This window comes from Undibacterium sp. Ji42W, assembly GCF_049340405.1.
Classification (GTDB): Bacteria; Pseudomonadota; Gammaproteobacteria; order Burkholderiales; family Burkholderiaceae_D; genus Undibacterium.
On sequence record NZ_JBMPOV010000009.1, the window covers coordinates 95,877 to 115,714 of the forward strand.

A 19,838-nucleotide genomic window follows, 5' to 3' on the forward strand; every position below is an offset into this window, starting at 1 on the left:
AACGGGAGAGCATTTTGGTTCATCTGATTGACCGGCGTGTCCAGGGTAAAAATAAATCTGCCCCGAATCGCGAGCGCTTTTTGCGTCGCTATAAAGGGCAGATTAAAGATGCTGTTGCCAGAGCAGTCAAAGGTCGCTCTATCACTGATATAGAAAGTGGCGAGCGTATTTCCATTCCCGTCAAGGATGTCAGTGAGCCAAGTTTTGGCCACGCCCATGGCGGTGTATGGGAAGGTGTGCAGCCTGGTAATGAGCAATATCAGCGCGGTGACCAGGTAGCCAGACCTAAAGGCGGTAGTGGTGGTTCCGGCAAAGGGCAGGGCGGCAATAGTGAAGACCCCAGCGAAGATGATTTTGTTTTTCAATTGTCGCGCGAAGAATTCATGAATTACTTTTTCGAAGATCTGGAATTGCCCAATATGGTCAAGACCCAGCTCACTTCGACGACCGATTTCAAGAGCCAGCGTGCAGGTTATAAAACTTCTGGCACGGCATCCAGCCTGCATGTGCTGCGCTCGTTGCGCGGTGCCATGGGCAGGCGGATAGCGGTGGGTGGCAAGTCTGCCCGCAGGCTCAAAGATGCAGAAACAGAGATGACAGTCTTGCTTGAAGTCGGTGTAGATCCGAAGGATCCACACTTCGTCGCACTCAAGCAGGAAATACATCATCTGCGCACCCGTTTGCTGGCCATCCCTTTTCTTGATCCATTTGATCTGCGTTACAGCAACCGCGTCAAGGTACCCAAGCCCGCCAGCCAGTGCGTGATGTTTTGTCTGCTGGATGTATCGGGTTCCATGGATGAGCAAAAAAAAGATACGGCAAAACGCTTCTTCATCTTGCTATACCTGTTCCTGACACGCGCCTATGAAAAAATAGAAGTCGTTTTCATACGCCATCACACAACGGCGCTGGAAGTGGATGAAGACGCTTTTTTTCATTCGCGTGAATCGGGTGGCACCATCGTTTCTTCAGCACTGAATCTGCTCTCGCAAATTGTGCGTGAACGTTATGCCGCATCGGACTGGAATGTGTATGTGGCCCAGGCTTCGGATGGCGACAATTGGGACAATGATTCTGCCACCTGCAAGCAGTTGCTCCTCAATAGCATCATGCCTCTCGTGCAATATTATGCCTATGTAGAAATTACCGATGGTCAGCCGCAAAACCTGTGGCTGGAATATGAAAAAGTCGCCGAGCAAAGTGCACACTTTGCGATGCAAAAAATAGAAACGCCGGCCGATATTTATCCGGTTTTTCGGGAACTGTTCAAGAAGCAGCCGAAATGAGGTAATCCATGGAAAACGACCATGTCAGCCCCAGGAAAAAACATGCCCGCGCCTTGCCCGAACAATCAGAATGGACTTTCGAACTGATAGAGCAGGCGCACGAAGAAATACGCCGCGTAGCCGGGCAATTTGGGCTTGATACCTACCCAAATCAGCTGGAAATCATTACCGCTGAACAGATGATGGATGCCTATGCCTCAGTCGGCATGCCGGTATCCTATAACCACTGGTCTTTCGGCAAGCATTTCTTATCAACGGAAAAAAGTTACAAGCGCGGGCAAATGGGGCTGGCGTATGAGATAGTCATCAATTCCAATCCCTGCATTTCCTACCTCATGGAAGAGAATAGCCTGACCATGCAGGCACTGGTCATTGCGCATGCTGCTTACGGGCATAATTCCTTCTTTAAGGGGAATTACCTGTTCCGTACCTGGACTGATGCCGAGGCTATCATTGATTACATGTTGTTCGCCAAGAATTACATTGCCGACTGCGAGCAGCGTTATGGTATGGAAGCGGTGGAACTCATTATCGACTCTTGCCATGCCTTGCAGAATTATGGCGTAGATCGTTATAAACGCCCTGCCCGCATTTCTCTTGCTGAAGAACGGGAGCGTCAGGAAGAGCGCGAGAAATACATGCAGTCCCAGGTCAATGACTTGTGGCGCACCATTCCACGGCGCAATGAAGCACCTGAGAGTATGGTCAAGCAGCGTTTCCCGGTAGAGCCGCAAGAAAATCTCTTGTATTTCATCGAGAAATATTCTCCGCTGCTGGAACCCTGGCAACGTGAGATCGTACGCATCATACGCAAGGTGTCGCAATATTTTTATCCACAGCGCCAGACCCAGGTCATGAACGAGGGTTGGGCTACCTTCTGGCATTACACCATACTGCAACAACTGTATGAAGAAGGCGTTGTTGGCGATGGCTTCATGATGGAGTTTTTGCAGAGCCATACCAATGTCGTCTATCAGCCACCAGTAGGCAGCCGCTATTTTAACGGCATTAACCCATATGCTCTGGGCTTTGCCATGATGCGCGATATCCGTCGCATCTGTGAAGACCCGACGCCGGAAGATCGTGAATGGTTCCCTGATTTTGCCGGTTCTGACTGGCAAAAGACATTGCAGTTTGCCATGCGCAATTTTAAGGATGAAAGCTTTATTGCCCAGTATCTGTCACCCAAGCTGATGCGTGATTTTCATTTCTTTTCCATCCTTGATGATGATAGTAAGGATAAATTGCTGATTTCTGCCATTCATGATGAGCATGGCTACCGTTATCTACGCGAGCAACTGGCAGGACAATACAATCTCGGCAACCGCGAACCCAATATCCAGGTCTGGTCAGTTGATATGCAGGGGGACAGGGCCTTGACCCTGCGCCATACCCAATACCTGCGCCGCCCGCTGAACCCGCAAACAGGCGAAATGCTCAAGCATGTGGCCAGGCTTTGGGGTTTTGATGTGTATCTGGAAACGGTTGATCCTGAGTCCAAGGTCCTGGCAAGGCAGGAATGCAAATGGGAAAAACGCAACAGGCCCTGAGTTTTTCAGGCTGGCAGGAGAGGATGAGCTTAAATCCCGGTAGCGACAGTGCTGTCTATCAGTTAGAATGAAAAACGATTATCAGAAGACGGAGACGCGCCATGTATCTGGACCACCCAAAAATTTCTGCCACCAATAGCGAAACCGAACCAGACCGTATAGAACGCCTCAGCCGTGTATATGGTTATGCGATGGGGCTGGCAGATATTGATGGCAATACCGTGTGTATTACCAAGCTGGCCAAGATACATGATCACAAAGGCACGCTCATGGTGATCTGGTACGATGCGCCGACACAGGCAGAAAAGAATTATTTTGTACGGGCCTGGAATAGCCGTATTGGTGACGAAACCGAGATAGTAGAGCATGCCCTGATGCTTAATGAGCCGGTATCCAACGCAGAGTAAGTACGTTCCTCCCTCTGTTCAGAGGGGGAATCAGTAGCACATGACCAGGTTTATACCTGCCATGTGCGTATTTGTTGCCTAGTGTTTCAAATCCCCCAGCAAATCAGAAATACCTGCCCAACCAATTTCTATGCCTATGCAGAGCAAAATAAAGGCAGACAGGCGTAGCAAGACGATAGCGCCGACATCGCCGAGTATTCTCTCCATATTGCGGGCAAAGCGATAACACAGGTAAATAACCAGACTGGTCAGCAATACCCCTATCAAGGAGGCGATGCCGGTAATGATCCAATCTACTGGCTTGTGCGGCATCTGCGTGCCCAGCGTGACTGAGGCGGCAATGGTGCCTGGCCCCACGGTCAGAGGGAAGCTGAAAGGATAAAAACTGCGGCGGCGCAGTTCTTCACGGGTCCAGCTGCCGCCATGGGATGCGGCGACAGAGTTGCGCAAATTATCCTGGCCCTGGTCGTTCAATAATTTCCAGCCCGCCATGGCAACCACGATGCCACCGGCGACCCTGACGATGGGGAGGGAGATGCCAAAAAAATCCAATACGTAAGAGCCTATGAAGATGGCTCCCATGAGAAGGAAAAAACAATTCAGGGCAATGCGTTTTGCCAGCCGGTTAGCCAGCGGTGGTTCTATCGGTCCTGTCATGGACAAAAAGATAGGTGCAATGGCAATGGGGTTCAGGATGGGCAGCAAGGTGATCGGTACTACGATCAAGGCCTTGAAAAAAATGATCATCGTGATGCTCATGTACACTCCTTAAATATGGGCTAGTGATTATGCATCAGAAATTCGGCTACCGCGACTGTGCGGTCAGACTTTGAAGTACAAATTGATACTTTTTGCAGATAGATGACTGTATTGGCATGATTTACAATATATGCATGTGGTAATGTACAGCAAATTTGCAGTAAATCTGCGACCGGAAATATATGAATGCATTGTATAAATTTGCTGCATTGGCAGCCTTGGGCGTGTTAGCAGCTTGCGAGACGGCTCCCCTTTCTTACCTGAGTGGCAAGCCTGACCGCCCTTTGATTGACCATGAATACCCAGTCCGTATCGTTGCGGTTGACCAGACTTATTATTTCCAGGGGCCGGTTTCTGTGACTCCCGGCAAGCATCTCGTCACATTGGAGCTTCGCCATTCCAGCTCACGTCTGCCGACCCAGAAGACACTGGCACTCGAAGTGCAGCCATGCACCCGCTACTACCTCACAGCCAAGAAAATATCCCTGATGGAAAGTAAATGGGAACCGCGCATCTTCGACACTGAGCAGGTAGGTGGTTGTAACGCTGAAGAAGAATTGAAGAAAGCCAGCGCCTCTGCCGGTCTTGCCGTATCTCGTTCATAAAATTTGGCAGGCATGGCATCGACTTAAATGCAAGAATCTGGGTATTTGCTTAAAATAGCGCTCCGTAAGCAATCCACACTCAGGCTTGGCACTTATGAGCATCAGCTTTTCCCCCTTACTTCCTGGACATCAGGACTTGCTCTGGAATTTTCTGCACATTGCTCTGTGGGACCCGCCGCCTGCGGCTTTGCGCCCTTTGGAAACGTTGCAACTGCCCCATGTACGCCTCTATGCAGAAGACTGGGGGCGTGCAGCGATATCGGTGTCATTGCCAACATTGAAGGCGACGGTGCTCCCATAGGTGCGTGCTGGATGCGTCTCGTGCCAGACGGGATGGGGCTGGCGTATATCAATGAACATACACCGCAGCTTGGCATTGCGCTTCTGCCCTCCTGGCAGCACAAGGGCTACGGCAAGTTAATGATGCTGGCCGCATTGGATGCGGCGCGCCAGCGTGGCATAAAACAGGTTTCTCTCACGGTACATCCAGAAAACCCGGCGGCTGGGATGTATAGCTCTTGCGGTTTTGTGCAGACCGGTGTCAGGAATTCTTATCTGCTGATGCAGGTCACATTATAAAATTCAGCCGCATTTTCTCAAATCATCAGAAAGAAAACATGCCTCATCTGACCGTAGAATATTCCAGTAATCTGCCCTTGCAAGCCAGGGAATTACTGTTGCAAATCAATACTTCATTAGCAGAGACAGCTCATTTCAAGGAGATCGATATCAAGAGCCGGGCAATCTGCTTTGATGAAGTGGTCATTGGCACCGCGCCTGCTGCGCGCGCTTTTTTGCATGCCAAACTGGTGATATTGAAAGGGCGCAGCACCGAAGTCAAACGTGAACTATCAGAGCGTGTGCTGGCCGTCATCCAGGCTGCACAAACCTGGCCGCAGGGGCTGGATGTGCAGCTTTGTGTTGAGGTGCTGGAAATTGACAAGGAAACGTATGCAAAGGCGCATCTGGCTAATTGATAAGGCCATCATAGCCACAGCATAAAGCCACAGCGCCTTTGGTTTAGTCCAGTTTAAAAATCAAACTTCAATTCACCGACTACACTGCGTTGTGTGTAGGGGTGAAAAGCCCAGTATTTTTTATTGTTCAAATTATCTATGCCAACTGAGGCAACCCATTGCCTTGCCAGTTGATAACGCACCCGCACATCAGCGACCATAAAACTGGAAAAGCCCTGATAGGTAAAGGCATTGCTGTCGCTGTTGTCGAGTGAGCCATATTGCTTGCCGCTATAGCGTAAACCCAGCGTGGTGCTGAACTTGTCGTCAGGGCGGTAGCTGATGACAAAATTGGCGCGCCAGGCGGGCACACGCGGCTGCCATTTGCCGATGCTGGCCGGGAATTTGTCATTGCGCGTTATTTCAGAATTGGCATAAGTCAGGCTGGCTACCAAATCCAGCCCACGGGTGAATACATCATTGGCCTGATAGGCAAGTTCCAGTCCTGTTGTATGGATTTCATCGACATTCTGGATATTCGTGACATTAGGCGTGACCAGGGTGTTCACTTGTGAATAAAGTGCGTCCCTGGTTCTCTCATGGAACAGGGTAGTACGCAGGAAACCCTTGCCTTCATTCAGTGTCCGTTCTGCCGTCCACTCCGTAGTCCAGGATTTTTCTGGTTTCAGGTTGGGGTCATTGTTGACGATGGCAGTGGTGGAAATACTGCCCTGGTAAAGTTCAGAGACGGTAGGCATGCGTACCGCACGACCTGCTGATGCCTTCAGGGTCCAGTCATCATTGGCTTTGAAGGCGATGGCTGCCTTGGGTGAGAAATAATTTTCCTTGCGTTCAGCAAAGGGCAGGGTACTGGTCGCGGATGAGATGGCTCCACGATCTGCCTGCCATTGCTCAAAGCGGCCACCAACAATGGCTTTCCACTGTGGATTGATGCGCCATGCATCTTGTGCATACAGGCTTTGCAATTGGGTATTACCCTGGAAGGCAGAGAAGCGCTTGAGTGCGCCGCCATTGATCCAGTCATCCGTATCCGACACCAGGGTACGCATTTGATAAGCCTCGCGCTGGTAGCCAAATTCGGCAGTGTGTTCTGCTGTCGGTCGCCAGATGGCTTTCAGGGCCAGGGTGTTCCAGCCTGTACCTGCTCCATCGGTAATCCGGCCATTACCACCGCCGTTGGCCTGCGGGATTGCCACTGTCGGCGCACGGACGATATCCTTGCTGTAGTCGTACAGGCTGGCTGCCACTTCCCAGTCAAACTCGCCTTTGGTATTACTCCTGAGATTCAGGCCATGGGTGATATGTTCAAGCTGGTTTTTGCTGTTCGATATATCAGTAGGGGCCAAGGTATATTTTTTACCGGCGATGTTGATGTCGCCGCTATATACCGCATTGCCAGCAGCATCACGCAAGTAACTTTCTACGCCGCTATCCATATTATTGCGCCAGTAGCCAAAGGTATAGCTGGCGCGCAAGGTCGGGCTAAAGTCATATGCCAGCTTGATCTTGGCATGGTCTTGCGTGGTGTGGTATTGACCTGTCGCACCGAGTATCCACCAGTCCAGGCCTTGTGGATTTTTGTCGGCTATGGCACCGGTTACTGCCGTGCCTGCGTTGCTGCTGACGCCAGTTGAAGCCAGTTTGTTGGCAAAGGCGATAGGGTGGCCATCGCTATCAAGCTGGTTCACATTCAACCACCAGGAAAATGCCCCCTGTTTATTGCCAAGGCTAGCGCTGAGCTGCTTGCCGCTATAGCTCTTGTCTGTGCCATATTGCTGGAAGTTTTCGCTAAAACCAACCAGCTTGGCATGGGCTTCAAACTGCTTGGGCATGCGCGTCACATAATCGACTACGGCACCGGCAGAGTTACCTGCATAGGCGGCAGAGAAGGGGCCGTACAGCACATCCACCCGCTCGATTTCTTCTGGCGTTACCAAACCCCAGCGCGGCGTGAAGCTTGCACCATTGCCCAGCAAATTCGACAGCAGGATGCCATCGGCATACACCATCGAGCGTGCGCTGTTACCTGTGCCAGATGCCCGTGTCGCCAGCACCGCATGATTGTAATCACCGACATAGCGCTTGCGCACCAGCAGGCTGGGCAGGTATTTCAGGGCATCTTCTGCATCTATGGCATTGATGGTTTGCTCCATGGTTTTGGCATTGATGCCTTCTATGGTGGTTGGAATTTCCTTGGGCAGGGAAGAGGGTCTGTCACCATTGATGATGACACGTTCGGCCTGGGTGGCATTATCTGTTGTTTCAGTCGCCAGGACAGTCGCTGGCAACAAAGATAAAGGGAAGGCAGCAGCCATTGCTACTGCCAATGCATGCAAGCGCAAAGGACGTAAAGAATGAGACATATAGATCATCTAAAAATTGGAAAGCGCAGACGAATGCGCAAAGCAAACTTGCCATTGCGAGTAGCAAGGCAGGTTTGAACTAATTCAATTTTTAGATGGATGGCGGCCCGCGTGCCGGTAGCGGGGCCGCGACGATCGCAGCAAGGTGTGCTGCCGGTATAGCGCGGGTAGCGTAGGAAAGAGCGTGTGGTGCAGTAAACACCGTGGTTTGCGGGAAGCTGGCGGGCAAACTGGCGGCCAGGCACATGGAGCAATCCAGCAAATGCGTCATGCTCTTGCCAGTTTCTTTGGTGCCACTGCCATCAGCTTTGATGAATTTATAGCCAGTGCTGGTACAGATCAGATTCATGCCCTGCTCGCCAGCTTTCACCACTGAAGATGCCATGGCGACACTCAGCGTCAGTACATACATGAGCAGTACTGCGCGCACCAGGTGGCGAAAACACGACAGGGGAAAATCATGGGCAGACATGGGGCTGCATTGTACCATCCTTCTGTCTCGCTACAAATCTGCTGTTGGATGTCAGGAAAAATAAGCAGACTGACATCAAAGCAAACAAATTTGGGGCTATCATGGCGATTTTCGGGGCAAGCCTGGTCTGGGCCGCACAATGGCAGACAGCTAAACCTGGACGAGTAGTCCGGATGATAGCCAGGCATGAGCTCCTTTACTCAACAGGTATTTGGCATAAGCAGAAGGATAGATCTTGAGACAAGTTAGCCTGGGTCAGCAACTGACCCGCACCAAGCCCATAGACCATAGCGAACAAGTTACGGATGACCAGGGTCATGCCCTGCACCGCTCATTGGGATTGTTTGCCCTGACCATGATAGGTGTGGGTTCTACTATTGGTACCGGTATTTTCTTTACCATGGTTGAGGCTGTGCCCAAGGCCGGGCCCTCGGTCATTTTGTCTTTCATCATCGCCGCGATTACCGCTGGCCTGACTGCCCTGTGCTATTCTGAATTGTCTTCCCGTATCCCGGCATCAGGTTCATCTTATTCTTATGCCTATGCTACGGTAGGTGAGTTTGGTGCCTTCATCGTCGCAGCTTGCCTGTTGCTGGAATATGGCTTGGCTGCCAGTGCCACCGCAATTGGTTGGTCTGCCTATCTGAATAATTTCCTGACTAATGCCCTCGGCTGGCAGATACCCGAAATGCTGCGTTCACCCATGATCGTGGCCGGTGCCAATGGCGTAGAGTTTCATGCGGGTCAATTCAATCTGCCGCCCATGGTGTTGGTGGCGATTTGCTGCATACTCTTATTGCGCGGTGCGAAGGAGTCTGCCACCGTGAATGCCGTCATGGTCATGATCAAACTCGTCATCCTGACTTTCTTTGCCATCGTGGCATTCTCCGGCTTCAATGCCGAGCATTTTACGCCTTTCTTTAATACCGACAACAGCAAGGGCCTGGCTGGCATGGCTGGCGTGACGGCTGCTGCGGGCACTGTCTTCTTTTCTTTCATTGGTCTTGATACCGTGGCGACAGCGGGGGCTGAAGTCAAAGACCCCAAACGCAATGTGCCTCTGGGCATCATGGCGGCGCTGATTGTCGTGACAGTATTTTATTTACTGGTCGCTGTGGCCGCAGTTGGTGCCCAGCCCGCCAAGATGTTTGAAGGACAGGAAGCCGGCCTGGCGGTAATCTTGCAAAACGTCACAGGCAAAACCTGGCCTGCATTGATCCTGTCTGCTGGTGCTGTCATTTCTGTATTTAGCGTGACCCTGGTGACCATCTATGGACAAAGCCGGATTTTGTTTGCCATCAGTAAAGACGGTTTGATCCCAAGTTCTTTCCAGCGCGTGCATGCGCGCACCCGCACCCCTGTTAGCAATACCATCATGGTGTGTATATTGGTGGGTATCGTGGCTGGCCTGGTTGACTCCACTTTCTTGTGGGATATGGTCAGCATGGGTACTCTGGTCGCCTTCATGGTGGTGTCGGTTGCTGTGCCTGTCATACGCAGGCAAAAAGTTGGGGAAGGTGCTGGGGGGTTTCGCGTGCCTTTTGGCCCTTACCTGATACCAGGCATGAGCATACTCGCCTGCCTGTATATCCTCAAGGATTTGTCGGCTACTACTTACCATGTCTTCTTTATCTGGATGGCAGTCGCGATTGCGATTTATTTCCTGTATAGCAGAGCCCATTCACACTTGAATAAACAGTAATAAGCCAGATATTCCTGAAGCGCCCGGTTTGTGGCGTCTTCAGGAAAAGAGCGAGATTATGAAACTGCCATTATCAAGTTTTGCCGCCATAGCCATATTCACAGCACTCTCGGCATTAAGTTCTGTTGCGTTCGCTGAAAATATAGGCAGTGTAGACACTGCTTTCAAACTCATAGGGCCAGACCATAAAGTCGTCGTGGAAGCTTATGATGATCCCAAGGTAAATGGTGTCACCTGTTATATATCACGCGCTAAAACCGGTGGCATCTCCGGTGGTCTTGGCCTGGCAGAAGACAAGTCAGAAGCCTCCATTGCCTGCCGTCAGGTTGGCCCCATCAGTTTCTCTGGCACACTTAAACAACAGGATGAAGTCTTTAATCAGAGTTTGTCCATCTTGTTCAAGAAGCTACGCATCGTGCGCATGGTCGATCAAAAACGCAACGCCCTGATCTACCTTACTTATTCGGACAAATTGGTTGATGGCTCGCCCAAGAATAGCGTTACTGCTGTTGCGGTAGATCGTAGCACTCCCATCCCAGTCAAGTAGTGCGCTAAAAATCGACGGAGAAGCAGTCAGGGCTTGATATGTAAAAAATGTTTGGCTTTGCTATCGGGCAATGAATTGCGCTTACAATAGCGGCTGTAAGCGTAATCCCTTCCTGGCGTATTAACTGTACTACTGTGTACTATTATGACAAGCTCTGCCGCAGCCCCCAGGCTGACCACTGAACAATCCGTTGATGCGCTCGTCAAGACGATACGCATACCGCCACGTCCCAGTTTACTGGCAGACGTGCAGGCCGAGCTTGCCGCCAATGATCCTGATCCTCGCAAACTGACTGGCATTATTGCCAATGACGTGGCGATGTCTGCATCATTATTGAAGCTCGCCAATTCGTCTTTCTTTGGCTTGCGCCTCAAAGCAAAGTCGGTCGAGCATGCTGTCAATTTGTTAGGTATTACCCAGTGTGGTAATTTGATGACAGGGATTATTGCCCGGCAAAGCATACAGGTTGAAAAAATCTCTCTCGTCAAATTCTGGGATTTTTCTACCAAACGTGCGCAAGCCATGACACAACTGGCCAGGCGCATGCGTGTTTGCCCGCCTGACCAGGCCCATACCTTTGGTTTGTTTTGCGACATAGGCATACCCTTGTTGCTGGAGCGTTTTCCTGATTACAACGAGACGCTGGATCTTGCGAATCAAGAGGCTCGCGAAGCCTTCACTGCCATCGAAGAGCAGCGCCATACCACCTCGCATACAGCCATAGGTTCATTGATGGCGCGTACCTGGGGTTTGCCTGAGAGTGTATCTTTGGCGATACTTTTGCATCATGACTATAGTGTCTTGCATGACGCCAGTACTGAAGACTCAGTCAAAAGCCTGATTGCCCTGGCCCTGCTTGCTGAATATGGAATACAAAAATACCATGGGCAAGAATTTTCTTGTGAATGGGAAAAAGGTGGGGCAGCCGCCTGTGAATTTTTGGGCTTGTCTGCCGATGAAGTCGAAGACAGGTTTGAAGAATTGCACGAATTATTCAATCACGCGCATTAGCCTGTATTAACAGTTAACAGGCGGCTCATTTACCATATAAAAGCCGTCCTCTCATGGACGGCTTTTTAACAGGTTGGCTGGCAACATAAACATTGCCCGCAATAATTCAAACACACCAGCCACTGCTATGCCTAGCACACGGAAGGGCAGCAGCACCAGCCAGACCAGTGGGTACAACACCAGTGCCAGTATGGCAAGCGGCCAGCAGAGCACAAACAAGATAATCCAGATCAAAAAGCCTAGCATCATTTTTCCTTAAGCGATGATGGCGCGCAACAGGCTGCTCAGGATAACCAGAGCGATAGTAGCGATGACAACGCCGTCCATGTTTGCTGTGATGTTCATGATATTTCCTTTCAATTCGGGTGGGAGTGATTGCACTGTAGCCCGGGGCCGTGTAAGCCACCAGCCACAAGCGACGAAGTGCAATTTCTTAGTATCGGAATGCATTTGCAGGCGATGAATTGAGGGAGCTATTTATCGCCTTAGATCATGATCCTTGGGCGCGATATTCCTTGATATTTTAAAAATAAGTATTTACCAAGGCTTTTAAAAAATGCTTGACTAGGTGCTCTTGAGCCTGCACACTCAAATTATTAGTCAGCTGCATAATAATTATTGTCAAAGAGAAATATGGCACGTCCTTCACAACAACTTGACGAAGTTTTATTGCAAAGCGGGCGCGCCCTGTTTGCTCGGCATGGCTGTGGCGGTTTGTCCCTGCGCATGCTGGCTGAGCATGCAGGCGTGAATGTCGGCATGTTCCATTATCACTTCAAGAATAAAGATAATTTCCTGACACAGTTGTTGCAAACCATGTACGACGAAGTGTTTGTGCAACTGCAGGCTGAGGTGAATCACGAAGGCTCACCTGTGCAGCGCCTTCGTGAGGCTTTGTATTTGCTGGGTCGTTTATTACGCGAACATGGCGGCTGGATAGGCCGGATATGGGCAGATGCTGCCATGGGCGAAAAAGTGGCGAGGCAGTTTCTCGAAAAAAATGGCTCGCGCCATGTATTGCTGATCACTGGTTTGCTGATGCAGGCCATGCAGGCTGGCGAGATAGCCATGGCACCGCCTACTCATGCCCTGGCGTTCTTGATGGCCAGCGTCGCCGCGCCCATGGTGATTGTCCCGCGTGCACTGGATATGGGCTTTGTACCACCCATGCTACAAGAACCTTTGAGCCAGGTATTAAGCGATGCTGCCATTGCCGACCGCGTCAACCGCGCCCTGTATGCCCTGGCAGCAAGCAATGAGGAGTTACATCGTGTATAAAAGATTTAAACCAGCAGCAGTATTTCCATCGCTACTCGCCATCGCAGTCATTTTGGCCGGCTGCAATGAAAAGGCGTCCACCGGTTGGTCAGGCTATGCAGAAGGTGAGTACGTTTATATCTCTGCACCACTGGGCGGCAAACTCGACAGCATTAAAGTACAGGCAGGCCAGCAAGTCAGCAAGGATAGCCTGCTGTTTGCCCTTGATGCAGAAGCTGAAAATGCCGCCCATGATGAAGCCAGTGCGCGCCTCACGAGCGCGCAGGCACAAGCCAGCAATACAGAAAAAGGCAGGCGCCATGAAGAAATTGCGGTCACCCAGGCGCAACTGACGAGTGCCCAGGCACAGGCAGCGCTGGCAAAGCAGGAGCTGGCACGCCAGCAGCAGTTAGTAGGACAGGGCTTTGTTTCAAAATCCCACATCGATGATGCACAAACCAATGTCAAACTCGCTGAAGCCCGCGTGGCAGAATTGAATGCGTCGCTGAGTGTCGCAAAGCTACCAGCACGCGTAGATGAACGTGCTGCCGCCCAGGCCAGTGCTGATGCAGCAAGAGAAGCGCTGCGCCAGACCACCTGGCGCTCGGGGCAAAAATCACAAAACGCACCTGCGAATGCACTGGTGGCCGACGTGTTTTTCCGTCAAGGCGAATATGTACAACCTGGCCAGCCCGTATTGTCCCTGCTGCCTCCCGAAAACCGTAAAGCCAGGTTTTTTGTGCCGGAAGCTGAACTTGGCAAGATCGCCGTTGGCCAGGCAGTCAGCCTGCATTGCGATGGCTGTGCAGCATCCGTACCTGCCCATATATCCCGCATCGCCAGCCAGGCTGAGTACACACCACCCGTGATTTATTCAAATGCGCAAAGAGCCAAGCTGGTGTTCATGGTCGAGGCCAAACCTGACCAGCCCGGCAAACTGTTGTTGCATCCCGGCCAGCCTCTGGATGTTTCGTTGTTGTCTGCAGCAAGTACAGGAAATGCACAGTGAATGCCGCAATAGATACAGGAAATCTGGCCATCAATGTCCATGGCCTGAGTAAATCCTATGGTGGCCGCGCCGTGGTTGACAAGGTTGAACTGCAAGTTGCCAAGGGCCGTATCTGCGGTTTCCTGGGGCCAAACGGCAGTGGCAAGACTACCACTATACGCATGCTGTGTGGTTTGCTAACACCCGATGCTGGCACAGGTTCTTGCCTTGATCTTGACATTATCAAGCAGGCAGAACAGATCAAGCGCCAGGTAGGTTATATGACGCAAAAATTCGGCTTGTATGATGATCTGTCGATACGCCAGAACCTGGATTTCGTGGCGCGCCTGTTTGAGCTGCCAAGCAGAAAAAATGCAGTTGATCAATCGCTGGAAAGACTGGGCCTGACAGCCCGCCAGCAACAACTGGCCGGATCATTGTCAGGTGGCTGGAAGCAGCGCCTGGCACTGGCGGCCTGCCTCATTCATGAACCTCGCCTGCTGTTGCTGGATGAACCCACTGCTGGTGTGGACCCTAAAGCACGTCGTGACTTCTGGGACCAGATCCATTTACTGGCTGACCAGGGCATCACGGTGCTGGTGTCCACCCACTATATGGATGAGGCAGAACGCTGCCACGAACTCTGCTATATCGCCTACGGCAAAATACTGGCGCGTGGTACTGAGGCAGAAATCATACGCGACTCCAAACTCAAGGTCTGGACACTGCAAGGGGAACAACTGGGTTCCTTGCTGGAACCCTTGAAATCAGCACCTGGCGTATTAAGTGTCGCTGCTTTCGGCAATAGCGTCCACGTAGCCGGGCTGGATGAGGTGCTGGTCTTGCAGGCGCTGGACACCATCAGGCATCAGGCCAATATACAAATCACGCCGAGCGCTGCGAATCTAGAAGATGTTTTCATCAGTCTGATCGCCAGTGCGCCTGATAATTTTTCCAAAGACGACCTGCGACAAAAACAGCAAAAGGCAGCAGCATGAGAAATTTTTCGCTGGCACGCATGTTCGCCATCTTCATCAAGGAATTCCAGCAAATGATGCGCGACCGCATGACCTTTGCCATGGCTGTCGGCATCCCCATCCTGCAACTCATCCTGTTTGGCTATGCCATCAATACCGACCCCAAGGGTTTGCCAACCGCTGTGGTCAGTACAGACAATAGTGCCATGGCACGCAGCTTTGTCGTTGCCATGCAAAACACGGGTTACTTCCGTATCGATTCGGTAGGCCAGAGTGAAAAAGAGGCAGAAACTTTGCTCGACACCGGCAAAATACAATTCATGCTGGTGATACCGCCACAATTCACTCAGCAACTGGTGCGCGGTGAAAAGCCAGCCTTGCTGATCTCTGTTGATGCGACTGATCCCTCAGCTGCCGGTAATGCCATCGCAGCGATGAATGTTATCGCCACCCAGGCCCTGCATCATGACCTGAAAGGCCCTTTGCAGTACCTGCAACCCGCCACGCCGGCTTATGAAGTGCGTGTGCACCGCCGCTATAATCCCGAGGGCCTGTCACGCTATAACATCGTCCCCGGCCTGATAGGCACCATACTCACCATGACCATGGTTATGCTGACTTCACTGGCCATGACACGCGAACGTGAACGCGGCACCATGGAAAACCTGCTCGCCACTCCGGTGCGCCCGGCAGAAGTCATGGTCGGCAAAATACTGCCCTATGTATTGATCGGTTACATACAACTTGGCGTCATCATCAGTGCTGCTTTCCTGTTATTTGAAGTGCCCATGATGGGCAGCTTCAACCTGCTCATGAGCATGATAGGCGTGTTCATCCTCGCCAATCTCGCAGTCGGCTTTACCTTTTCCACGATCGCAAAAAACCAGTTGCAAGCCATGCAAATGACCTTCTTTTTTTTCCTGCCATCCATGCTCTTGTCCGGCTTCATGTTCCCCTTCCGCGCGATGCCAGAATGGGCACAAGTCATAGGCGAAGCTTTGCCCCTGACGCACTTTCTGCGTATCGTGCGTGGCATTTTGTTGAAAGGAAACACCGCAGGCCAACTCGCACCTGAATTGTGGCCCATGCTGGTGTTTTTATTGCTAGCGGGTTTTGTGGCTTTGAAGCGGTATAGGCAGACTTTGGATTAAGGTTGGAAGCACCAATGCCAGGGCTCATACTGAAACCCGTTGCTATTCCCAGGCGGGTAAGACATCTGAAAACCAAAGCGCACAGCATTATTTTGCAACCACGCAAATGCTGCGGTAGTGTCAAAAGAGATTTCCAGCTCAGGGTCTTCTGGTGTGGCGATGTCGATGGCGCGGCCAGTGTGGTGCTCACTATAACCGGGTGGGGCGCAGACCAGTAGAATGTCCTCTAGTTGTTGGCCTTCAGCCAGCTTGTCGCTGATGATCTCGGTTTGTCTGGCGATACTGCGAAAGGCGGAGATCATCAGCAGGGCGATGCCATCCTCGCTGGCGGCAGCCCTCATGGCTTGCCAGGCCAGATTGGTGGAAGGTGTCAGCAGGTATTGCCTGCCATCCTCGCCGGTTTCTGCCAGTACCAGTTCTATGGCTTCTTGCTGCAATAGCAGGCCACGCTGTTCCAGTAGTTGCGGCGGGATGGTGAAGTTTGCTGCCTGGCTGACGACCATATTTATTTCGCCTTCAGGTTCGCAAGCAATGTATCGAGCATGGCGGCGGTTTCTGCATCTGGCATGCCATCGAATTTTGCTGGCCTGTACTTGGTCTGGAATGCCACCAGCACACTGCGGGTGGTTTCATCGAGCAGGCCGGTTTGTGGAATGCCATAGCCGTATTGGGCAAGCTTTTGCTGGAACCATTTGATGTCCGGTAGCTGCAACTCATAAGCTGTCATGCGTTGTGCGACTTCATCTGCCTTGGGCCAGGGGATCAGGCCAGCATCGGCCAGTTGCTTCCATGGGAAGAGCGGCCCTGGGTCCGATTTGCGTAATGGGGCGATGTCTGAATGGCCGAGTATGTACTCAGGGCGTATCTGATAACGCAGAGAGATATCCTTGACCAGGGCAATCACGCGGTCAATCTGCGCTTGCGGAAAGGGGAAGTAAATCCTGCCTTCTGGCGTATCCTTGAAACCGAGATTGACGATTTCTATACCTATGGAACTGGCATTCATGCGGCTATAACCTTTCCATTCACTAAGTCCTGCATGATAGGCCATATGGTTTTCTGGTACCAGTTGCCAGACCTTGATGGGGTCTTCATCACCGACCAGGTAATTGGCGCTTACAGCTTGCTGGCTGAGTACCCGCAGTGACGTAGGTTGATCCAGCGCGGTGTAGTGCAGGACGATGAATTGCACACGTTCTTCCTGGCTCTTGGCAGAAATAGTGGTATCAAGTTTGCCCATGGGGCCTACGGTGGCGCAGCCACTGATGAAGATACTGACTGCAGTAAACAAACTATATAACGTGATTTTTTTCATGATTGTTTCTTGAGGTGTCGGGCAGCGAGCCGTGCTGCGGAAAAATGTGCCTGGCAAGTACTTTGGCGCAAGGAGATATCGGGTGCTAAATTCTGGCGCAGGGATTCTACGATGGCCGGATGCAGGTCCTGCACGCGGCCACCGAGTGCGATGGGTTTATTGCCAAAACGGGCGCACATGGCCATGCCCAGGCGGGCCAGTTCCTTGCCTGCATTTTGCAAGATGGACATGGCGACAGGGTCACTGTAGGCAGCAGAGGCAACGGCCAGCGCAAGTTTGCCTATGTCGCCACGGCTGCGGTGATAGATAAAGTCACGCGATATATTCCAGTCATTACCACCGATGAGCTTGAAGATACGTATCGCCATTTCTGAATTTTTCCACTGGCCCGGATTTTCATCTTCGGCACGCCAGAGCTTGCTGATGGCTTCGCGTGCTATCCAGAAACCGCCTCCGGCATCATCGAGCAGGTAACCGCGGCCACCAGCCCGGTGAAATTCGCCATCGGCATCAATATAGGCAGCGATAGAGCCGGTACCTGCATAGATCAGATAGCCAGTGCCGGGTTTGAAAATATCAAGATAGGCAATTTCTATATCATTGCTGACCAGGATGTGCTGTTTTTTCAGGTCAAAGCACTCAGCCAGCATATCTGGCAGCGTTTGTGAGTCGCCACCAAAGCCGGTGATGCCTGCGCGTATGCTACCGACCTGGCCATGGCTGCCGGTGGCAGCTGCGAGACTGGCAAATATCTGGTGCACGGCTTCTCTTCCTTCCGGGCTGTCTGTTTGCAGCGCGGTCAGGCCTGCGGCCGTGCCGCTGGCAAGGATCTGCTCATCCTGGGTTGCCAAAGCCCAGCGTGTCTGTGTGCCGCCTGCATCTATGCCTAGCGCAATGTCTGTGGTTTGTTGTGCCAAGGTCGCTTGCTGGTCAGGTGACATGGATACAGGTTTCTGTTGATTTTGGTGAAACATCGTCGAGCTGAATTGCAAAAACTGGCAGTTGTTCGTTTATCATAGGGCGCTTCTGGCGCTGGCAGCGAATGAAAAGATACATCCGGCTTATAACTTTTTGCTATGAAGCTGCAGCAAAATTTCAATCGTCATCCCGGTATTTTACTGGGAAGATGATCCAGGCCTTAATTCAAGAAAAAGATAAAAATGACAAGCGAGACAGCTATTGCAGTCAAAAAACCTGAAGTTCCTGCGGGCGGGGTCTGGCGCTGGATACCCTCATTGTATTTCAGCCAGGGGATTCCTTACGTCGTAGTAATGACACTTTCCGTCATTATGTACAAAAATCTGGATATTTCCAATTCAGATATTGCATTATATACAAGCTGTTTATACCTGCCTTTTGTGATCAAGCCGTTCTGGTCTCCCTTTGTAGATATGTTCAAGACCAAGCGCTACTGGATTGTGACCCTGGAACTGGTGATCGGTGCCATGTTCGGGCTGGTGGCCCTGACTATCCCCATGCCAGGATTTTTCCAGGCGACCCTGCTGGTATTTTGGTTACTGGCCTTTAGCGCAGCCACGCATGACATCAGTACTGACGGCTTTTATATGCTGGCGCTGGAACAGCATCAGCAGGCGGTTTTTGTTGGTGTGCGCAGCATGTTTTTCAGGATATCCATGCTGACCGGGCAGGGTGCCCTGGTCTATCTGGCAGGTACCTTGCGCGATGTGACTGGTGATGCAAGACTGGGCTGGGTAGTGGTCTTTTGTGTTTTGGCCGTGATGTTCATTGGTCTGTCGGCTTACCATAAATGGGCTTTGCCACGTCCCGCTAGTGATAAGGCGCATGGTGACCCTAATCAGGTGGTTGCAACTTTCTTTACGATCTTTGGCAAGTTCATCCAAAAGAAAAACATCTTGCTGACGATTGCCTTCCTCTTGCTGTATCGCTTTGGCGAAGCACAATTGGTGAAGATGGCACCGCCGTTTTTGCTCGACAGCGTGGATAAAGGCGGCCTTGGTCTCTCTACTCAGGCGGTTGGTATTGTGTATGGCACCATGGGCATGATTGCATTGACCATAGGTGGCCTCGCAGGCGGTGCCCTGATCTCTCGTTTTGGTTTGAAACGTATGCTTTGGCCCATGGCCCTGGCGATCAATGTGCCGCATCTGGTATATGTCTATCTGGCTTTTGTACAGCCAGAAAATATCTATCTGATTGGTGCTGCCGTTGCTGTAGAGCAAATGGGTTATGGCTTTGGCTTTACAGCCTATGTGCTGTATATGATCATGATCGCTGATGGTGAACACAAGACCGCGCATTATGCGATTTGTACGGGCTTCATGGCGCTGAGCATGATGTTGCCAGGGATGTTCAGTGGCCGCTTGCAAGAGAACTTGGGCTATGCCCATTTTTTTGTCTGGATATGCATCGCTGCCGTTCCTACCTTTGTTGTAACCGCCCTCATTAAAGTGGACCCGGCCTTTGGCAAAAAAACTGAATAGAGGCTGAAT

21 protein-coding genes are annotated in these 19,838 nt (G+C 51.4%); 14 read left to right on the plus strand and 7 right to left on the minus strand.

Going from position 1 to position 19,838, the window contains the following annotated elements; translation table 11 throughout:
- The first annotated feature begins 14 nt into the window (after positions 1 to 14).
- From ACO0LG_RS19840 to ACO0LG_RS19850, 3 genes are all read left to right on the plus strand, one after another.
- A complete protein-coding gene (locus ACO0LG_RS19840) occupies positions 15 to 1,286 on the plus strand; it encodes a YeaH/YhbH family protein (protein WP_423029285.1) in 1,272 nt (423 codons plus the stop codon).
- Positions 1,287 to 1,294: 8 nt separating this feature from the next.
- Positions 1,295 to 2,836, plus strand: coding sequence for a SpoVR family protein (locus tag ACO0LG_RS19845; protein ID WP_423029286.1), 1,542 nt, complete (start codon positions 1,295 to 1,297; stop codon positions 2,834 to 2,836).
- 101 nt (positions 2,837 to 2,937) lie between these two features.
- Positions 2,938 to 3,243 (plus strand): hypothetical protein, encoded by a 306-nt coding sequence (locus tag ACO0LG_RS19850; protein WP_162040187.1) that lies wholly within the window; start codon positions 2,938 to 2,940, stop codon positions 3,241 to 3,243.
- A gap of 78 nt (positions 3,244 to 3,321) precedes the next feature.
- Here ACO0LG_RS19850 and ACO0LG_RS19855 read toward each other — a convergent pair whose 3' ends face one another.
- Positions 3,322 to 4,002: a MarC family protein gene (locus ACO0LG_RS19855; RefSeq protein ID WP_232063727.1), complete on the minus strand. Its 681-nt coding sequence runs from the start codon at positions 4,000 to 4,002 to the stop codon at positions 3,322 to 3,324.
- A 182-nt stretch (positions 4,003 to 4,184) separates the two neighbouring features.
- Between ACO0LG_RS19855 and ACO0LG_RS19860 the strand changes: the two genes are divergently transcribed.
- The 3 genes from ACO0LG_RS19860 to ACO0LG_RS19870 all read left to right on the plus strand — a co-directional run bounded on the left by ACO0LG_RS19860 (position 4,185) and on the right by ACO0LG_RS19870 (position 5,584).
- Positions 4,185 to 4,607 carry a hypothetical protein gene (locus ACO0LG_RS19860; RefSeq protein WP_423029287.1) on the plus strand — a complete coding sequence of 141 codons (423 nt, stop codon included), beginning with the start codon at positions 4,185 to 4,187 and terminating at the stop codon, positions 4,605 to 4,607.
- A 165-nt stretch (positions 4,608 to 4,772) separates the two neighbouring features.
- The gene (locus tag ACO0LG_RS19865; RefSeq protein ID WP_423029288.1) at positions 4,773 to 5,186 is read left to right on the plus strand and encodes a GNAT family N-acetyltransferase; all 414 of its coding nucleotides are present in this window, start codon (positions 4,773 to 4,775) and stop codon (positions 5,184 to 5,186) included.
- A gap of 38 nt (positions 5,187 to 5,224) precedes the next feature.
- Positions 5,225 to 5,584 carry a 5-carboxymethyl-2-hydroxymuconate Delta-isomerase gene (locus ACO0LG_RS19870; RefSeq protein WP_423029289.1) on the plus strand — a complete coding sequence of 120 codons (360 nt, stop codon included), beginning with the start codon at positions 5,225 to 5,227 and terminating at the stop codon, positions 5,582 to 5,584.
- A gap of 53 nt (positions 5,585 to 5,637) precedes the next feature.
- On the opposite strand, the gene ACO0LG_RS19875 is transcribed toward ACO0LG_RS19870, so the two are convergent.
- A complete protein-coding gene (locus tag ACO0LG_RS19875) occupies positions 5,638 to 7,947 on the minus strand; it encodes a TonB-dependent receptor (protein ID WP_423029290.1) in 2,310 nt (769 codons plus the stop codon).
- Between the two features lie 91 nt (positions 7,948 to 8,038).
- Positions 8,039 to 8,419, minus strand: a complete 381-nt coding sequence (locus ACO0LG_RS19880) for a DUF2946 family protein (protein ID WP_423029291.1) — start codon at positions 8,417 to 8,419, stop codon at positions 8,039 to 8,041.
- Positions 8,420 to 8,654: 235 nt separating this feature from the next.
- Here ACO0LG_RS19880 and ACO0LG_RS19885 point away from each other — a divergent pair, with 235 nt between their 5' ends.
- From ACO0LG_RS19885 to ACO0LG_RS19895, 3 genes are all read left to right on the plus strand, one after another.
- Positions 8,655 to 10,121 (plus strand): APC family permease, encoded by a 1,467-nt coding sequence (locus ACO0LG_RS19885; protein ID WP_423029292.1) that lies wholly within the window; start codon positions 8,655 to 8,657, stop codon positions 10,119 to 10,121.
- Positions 10,122 to 10,179: 58 nt separating this feature from the next.
- Positions 10,180 to 10,668 carry a CreA family protein gene (locus ACO0LG_RS19890; protein ID WP_423029293.1) on the plus strand — a complete coding sequence of 163 codons (489 nt, stop codon included), beginning with the start codon at positions 10,180 to 10,182 and terminating at the stop codon, positions 10,666 to 10,668.
- Between the two features lie 144 nt (positions 10,669 to 10,812).
- On the plus strand, positions 10,813 to 11,679 hold the full coding sequence (locus tag ACO0LG_RS19895) for an HDOD domain-containing protein (protein ID WP_423029294.1): 867 nt from the start codon (positions 10,813 to 10,815) through the stop codon (positions 11,677 to 11,679).
- A 51-nt stretch (positions 11,680 to 11,730) separates the two neighbouring features.
- Here ACO0LG_RS19895 and ACO0LG_RS19900 read toward each other — a convergent pair whose 3' ends face one another.
- Complete coding sequence (locus tag ACO0LG_RS19900; protein ID WP_423029295.1) at positions 11,731 to 11,925, minus strand: hypothetical protein; 195 nt, start codon at positions 11,923 to 11,925, stop codon at positions 11,731 to 11,733.
- A 387-nt stretch (positions 11,926 to 12,312) separates the two neighbouring features.
- Between ACO0LG_RS19900 and ACO0LG_RS19905 the strand changes: the two genes are divergently transcribed.
- The 4 genes from ACO0LG_RS19905 to ACO0LG_RS19920 are packed head-to-tail and all read left to right on the plus strand — an operon-like array spanning position 12,313 to position 16,052.
- Positions 12,313 to 12,957, plus strand: a complete 645-nt coding sequence (locus ACO0LG_RS19905; RefSeq protein WP_423029296.1) for a TetR/AcrR family transcriptional regulator — start codon at positions 12,313 to 12,315, stop codon at positions 12,955 to 12,957.
- Positions 12,950 to 13,945 carry an HlyD family secretion protein gene (locus ACO0LG_RS19910; protein WP_423029297.1) on the plus strand — a complete coding sequence of 332 codons (996 nt, stop codon included), beginning with the start codon at positions 12,950 to 12,952 and terminating at the stop codon, positions 13,943 to 13,945. Before ACO0LG_RS19905 ends, ACO0LG_RS19910 begins: the two co-directional genes overlap by 8 nt.
- On the plus strand, positions 13,942 to 14,922 hold the full coding sequence (locus ACO0LG_RS19915; protein WP_423029298.1) for an ABC transporter ATP-binding protein: 981 nt from the start codon (positions 13,942 to 13,944) through the stop codon (positions 14,920 to 14,922). The genes ACO0LG_RS19910 and ACO0LG_RS19915 overlap by 4 nt, the downstream gene beginning before the upstream one ends.
- Complete coding sequence (locus ACO0LG_RS19920; RefSeq protein ID WP_423029299.1) at positions 14,919 to 16,052, plus strand: ABC transporter permease; 1,134 nt, start codon at positions 14,919 to 14,921, stop codon at positions 16,050 to 16,052. Before ACO0LG_RS19915 ends, ACO0LG_RS19920 begins: the two co-directional genes overlap by 4 nt.
- Here ACO0LG_RS19920 and ACO0LG_RS19925 read toward each other — a convergent pair.
- The 3 genes from ACO0LG_RS19925 to ACO0LG_RS19935 are packed head-to-tail and all read right to left on the minus strand — an operon-like array spanning position 16,049 to position 18,308.
- The gene (locus tag ACO0LG_RS19925) at positions 16,049 to 16,555 is read right to left on the minus strand and encodes a M15 family metallopeptidase (RefSeq protein WP_423029300.1); all 507 of its coding nucleotides are present in this window, start codon (positions 16,553 to 16,555) and stop codon (positions 16,049 to 16,051) included. The genes ACO0LG_RS19920 and ACO0LG_RS19925 overlap by 4 nt on opposite strands.
- 2 nt (positions 16,556 to 16,557) lie before the next feature.
- Positions 16,558 to 17,367: an N-acetylmuramoyl-L-alanine amidase gene (locus ACO0LG_RS19930; protein WP_423029301.1), complete on the minus strand. Its 810-nt coding sequence runs from the start codon at positions 17,365 to 17,367 to the stop codon at positions 16,558 to 16,560.
- A complete protein-coding gene (locus ACO0LG_RS19935) occupies positions 17,364 to 18,308 on the minus strand; it encodes an N-acetylglucosamine kinase (RefSeq protein WP_423029302.1) in 945 nt (314 codons plus the stop codon). The genes ACO0LG_RS19930 and ACO0LG_RS19935 overlap by 4 nt, the downstream gene beginning before the upstream one ends.
- 219 nt (positions 18,309 to 18,527) lie before the next feature.
- Between ACO0LG_RS19935 and ACO0LG_RS19940 the strand changes: the two genes are divergently transcribed.
- A complete protein-coding gene (locus ACO0LG_RS19940; RefSeq protein WP_423029303.1) occupies positions 18,528 to 19,829 on the plus strand; it encodes an MFS transporter in 1,302 nt (433 codons plus the stop codon).
- The last annotated feature ends 9 nt before the right edge of the window (positions 19,830 to 19,838 follow it).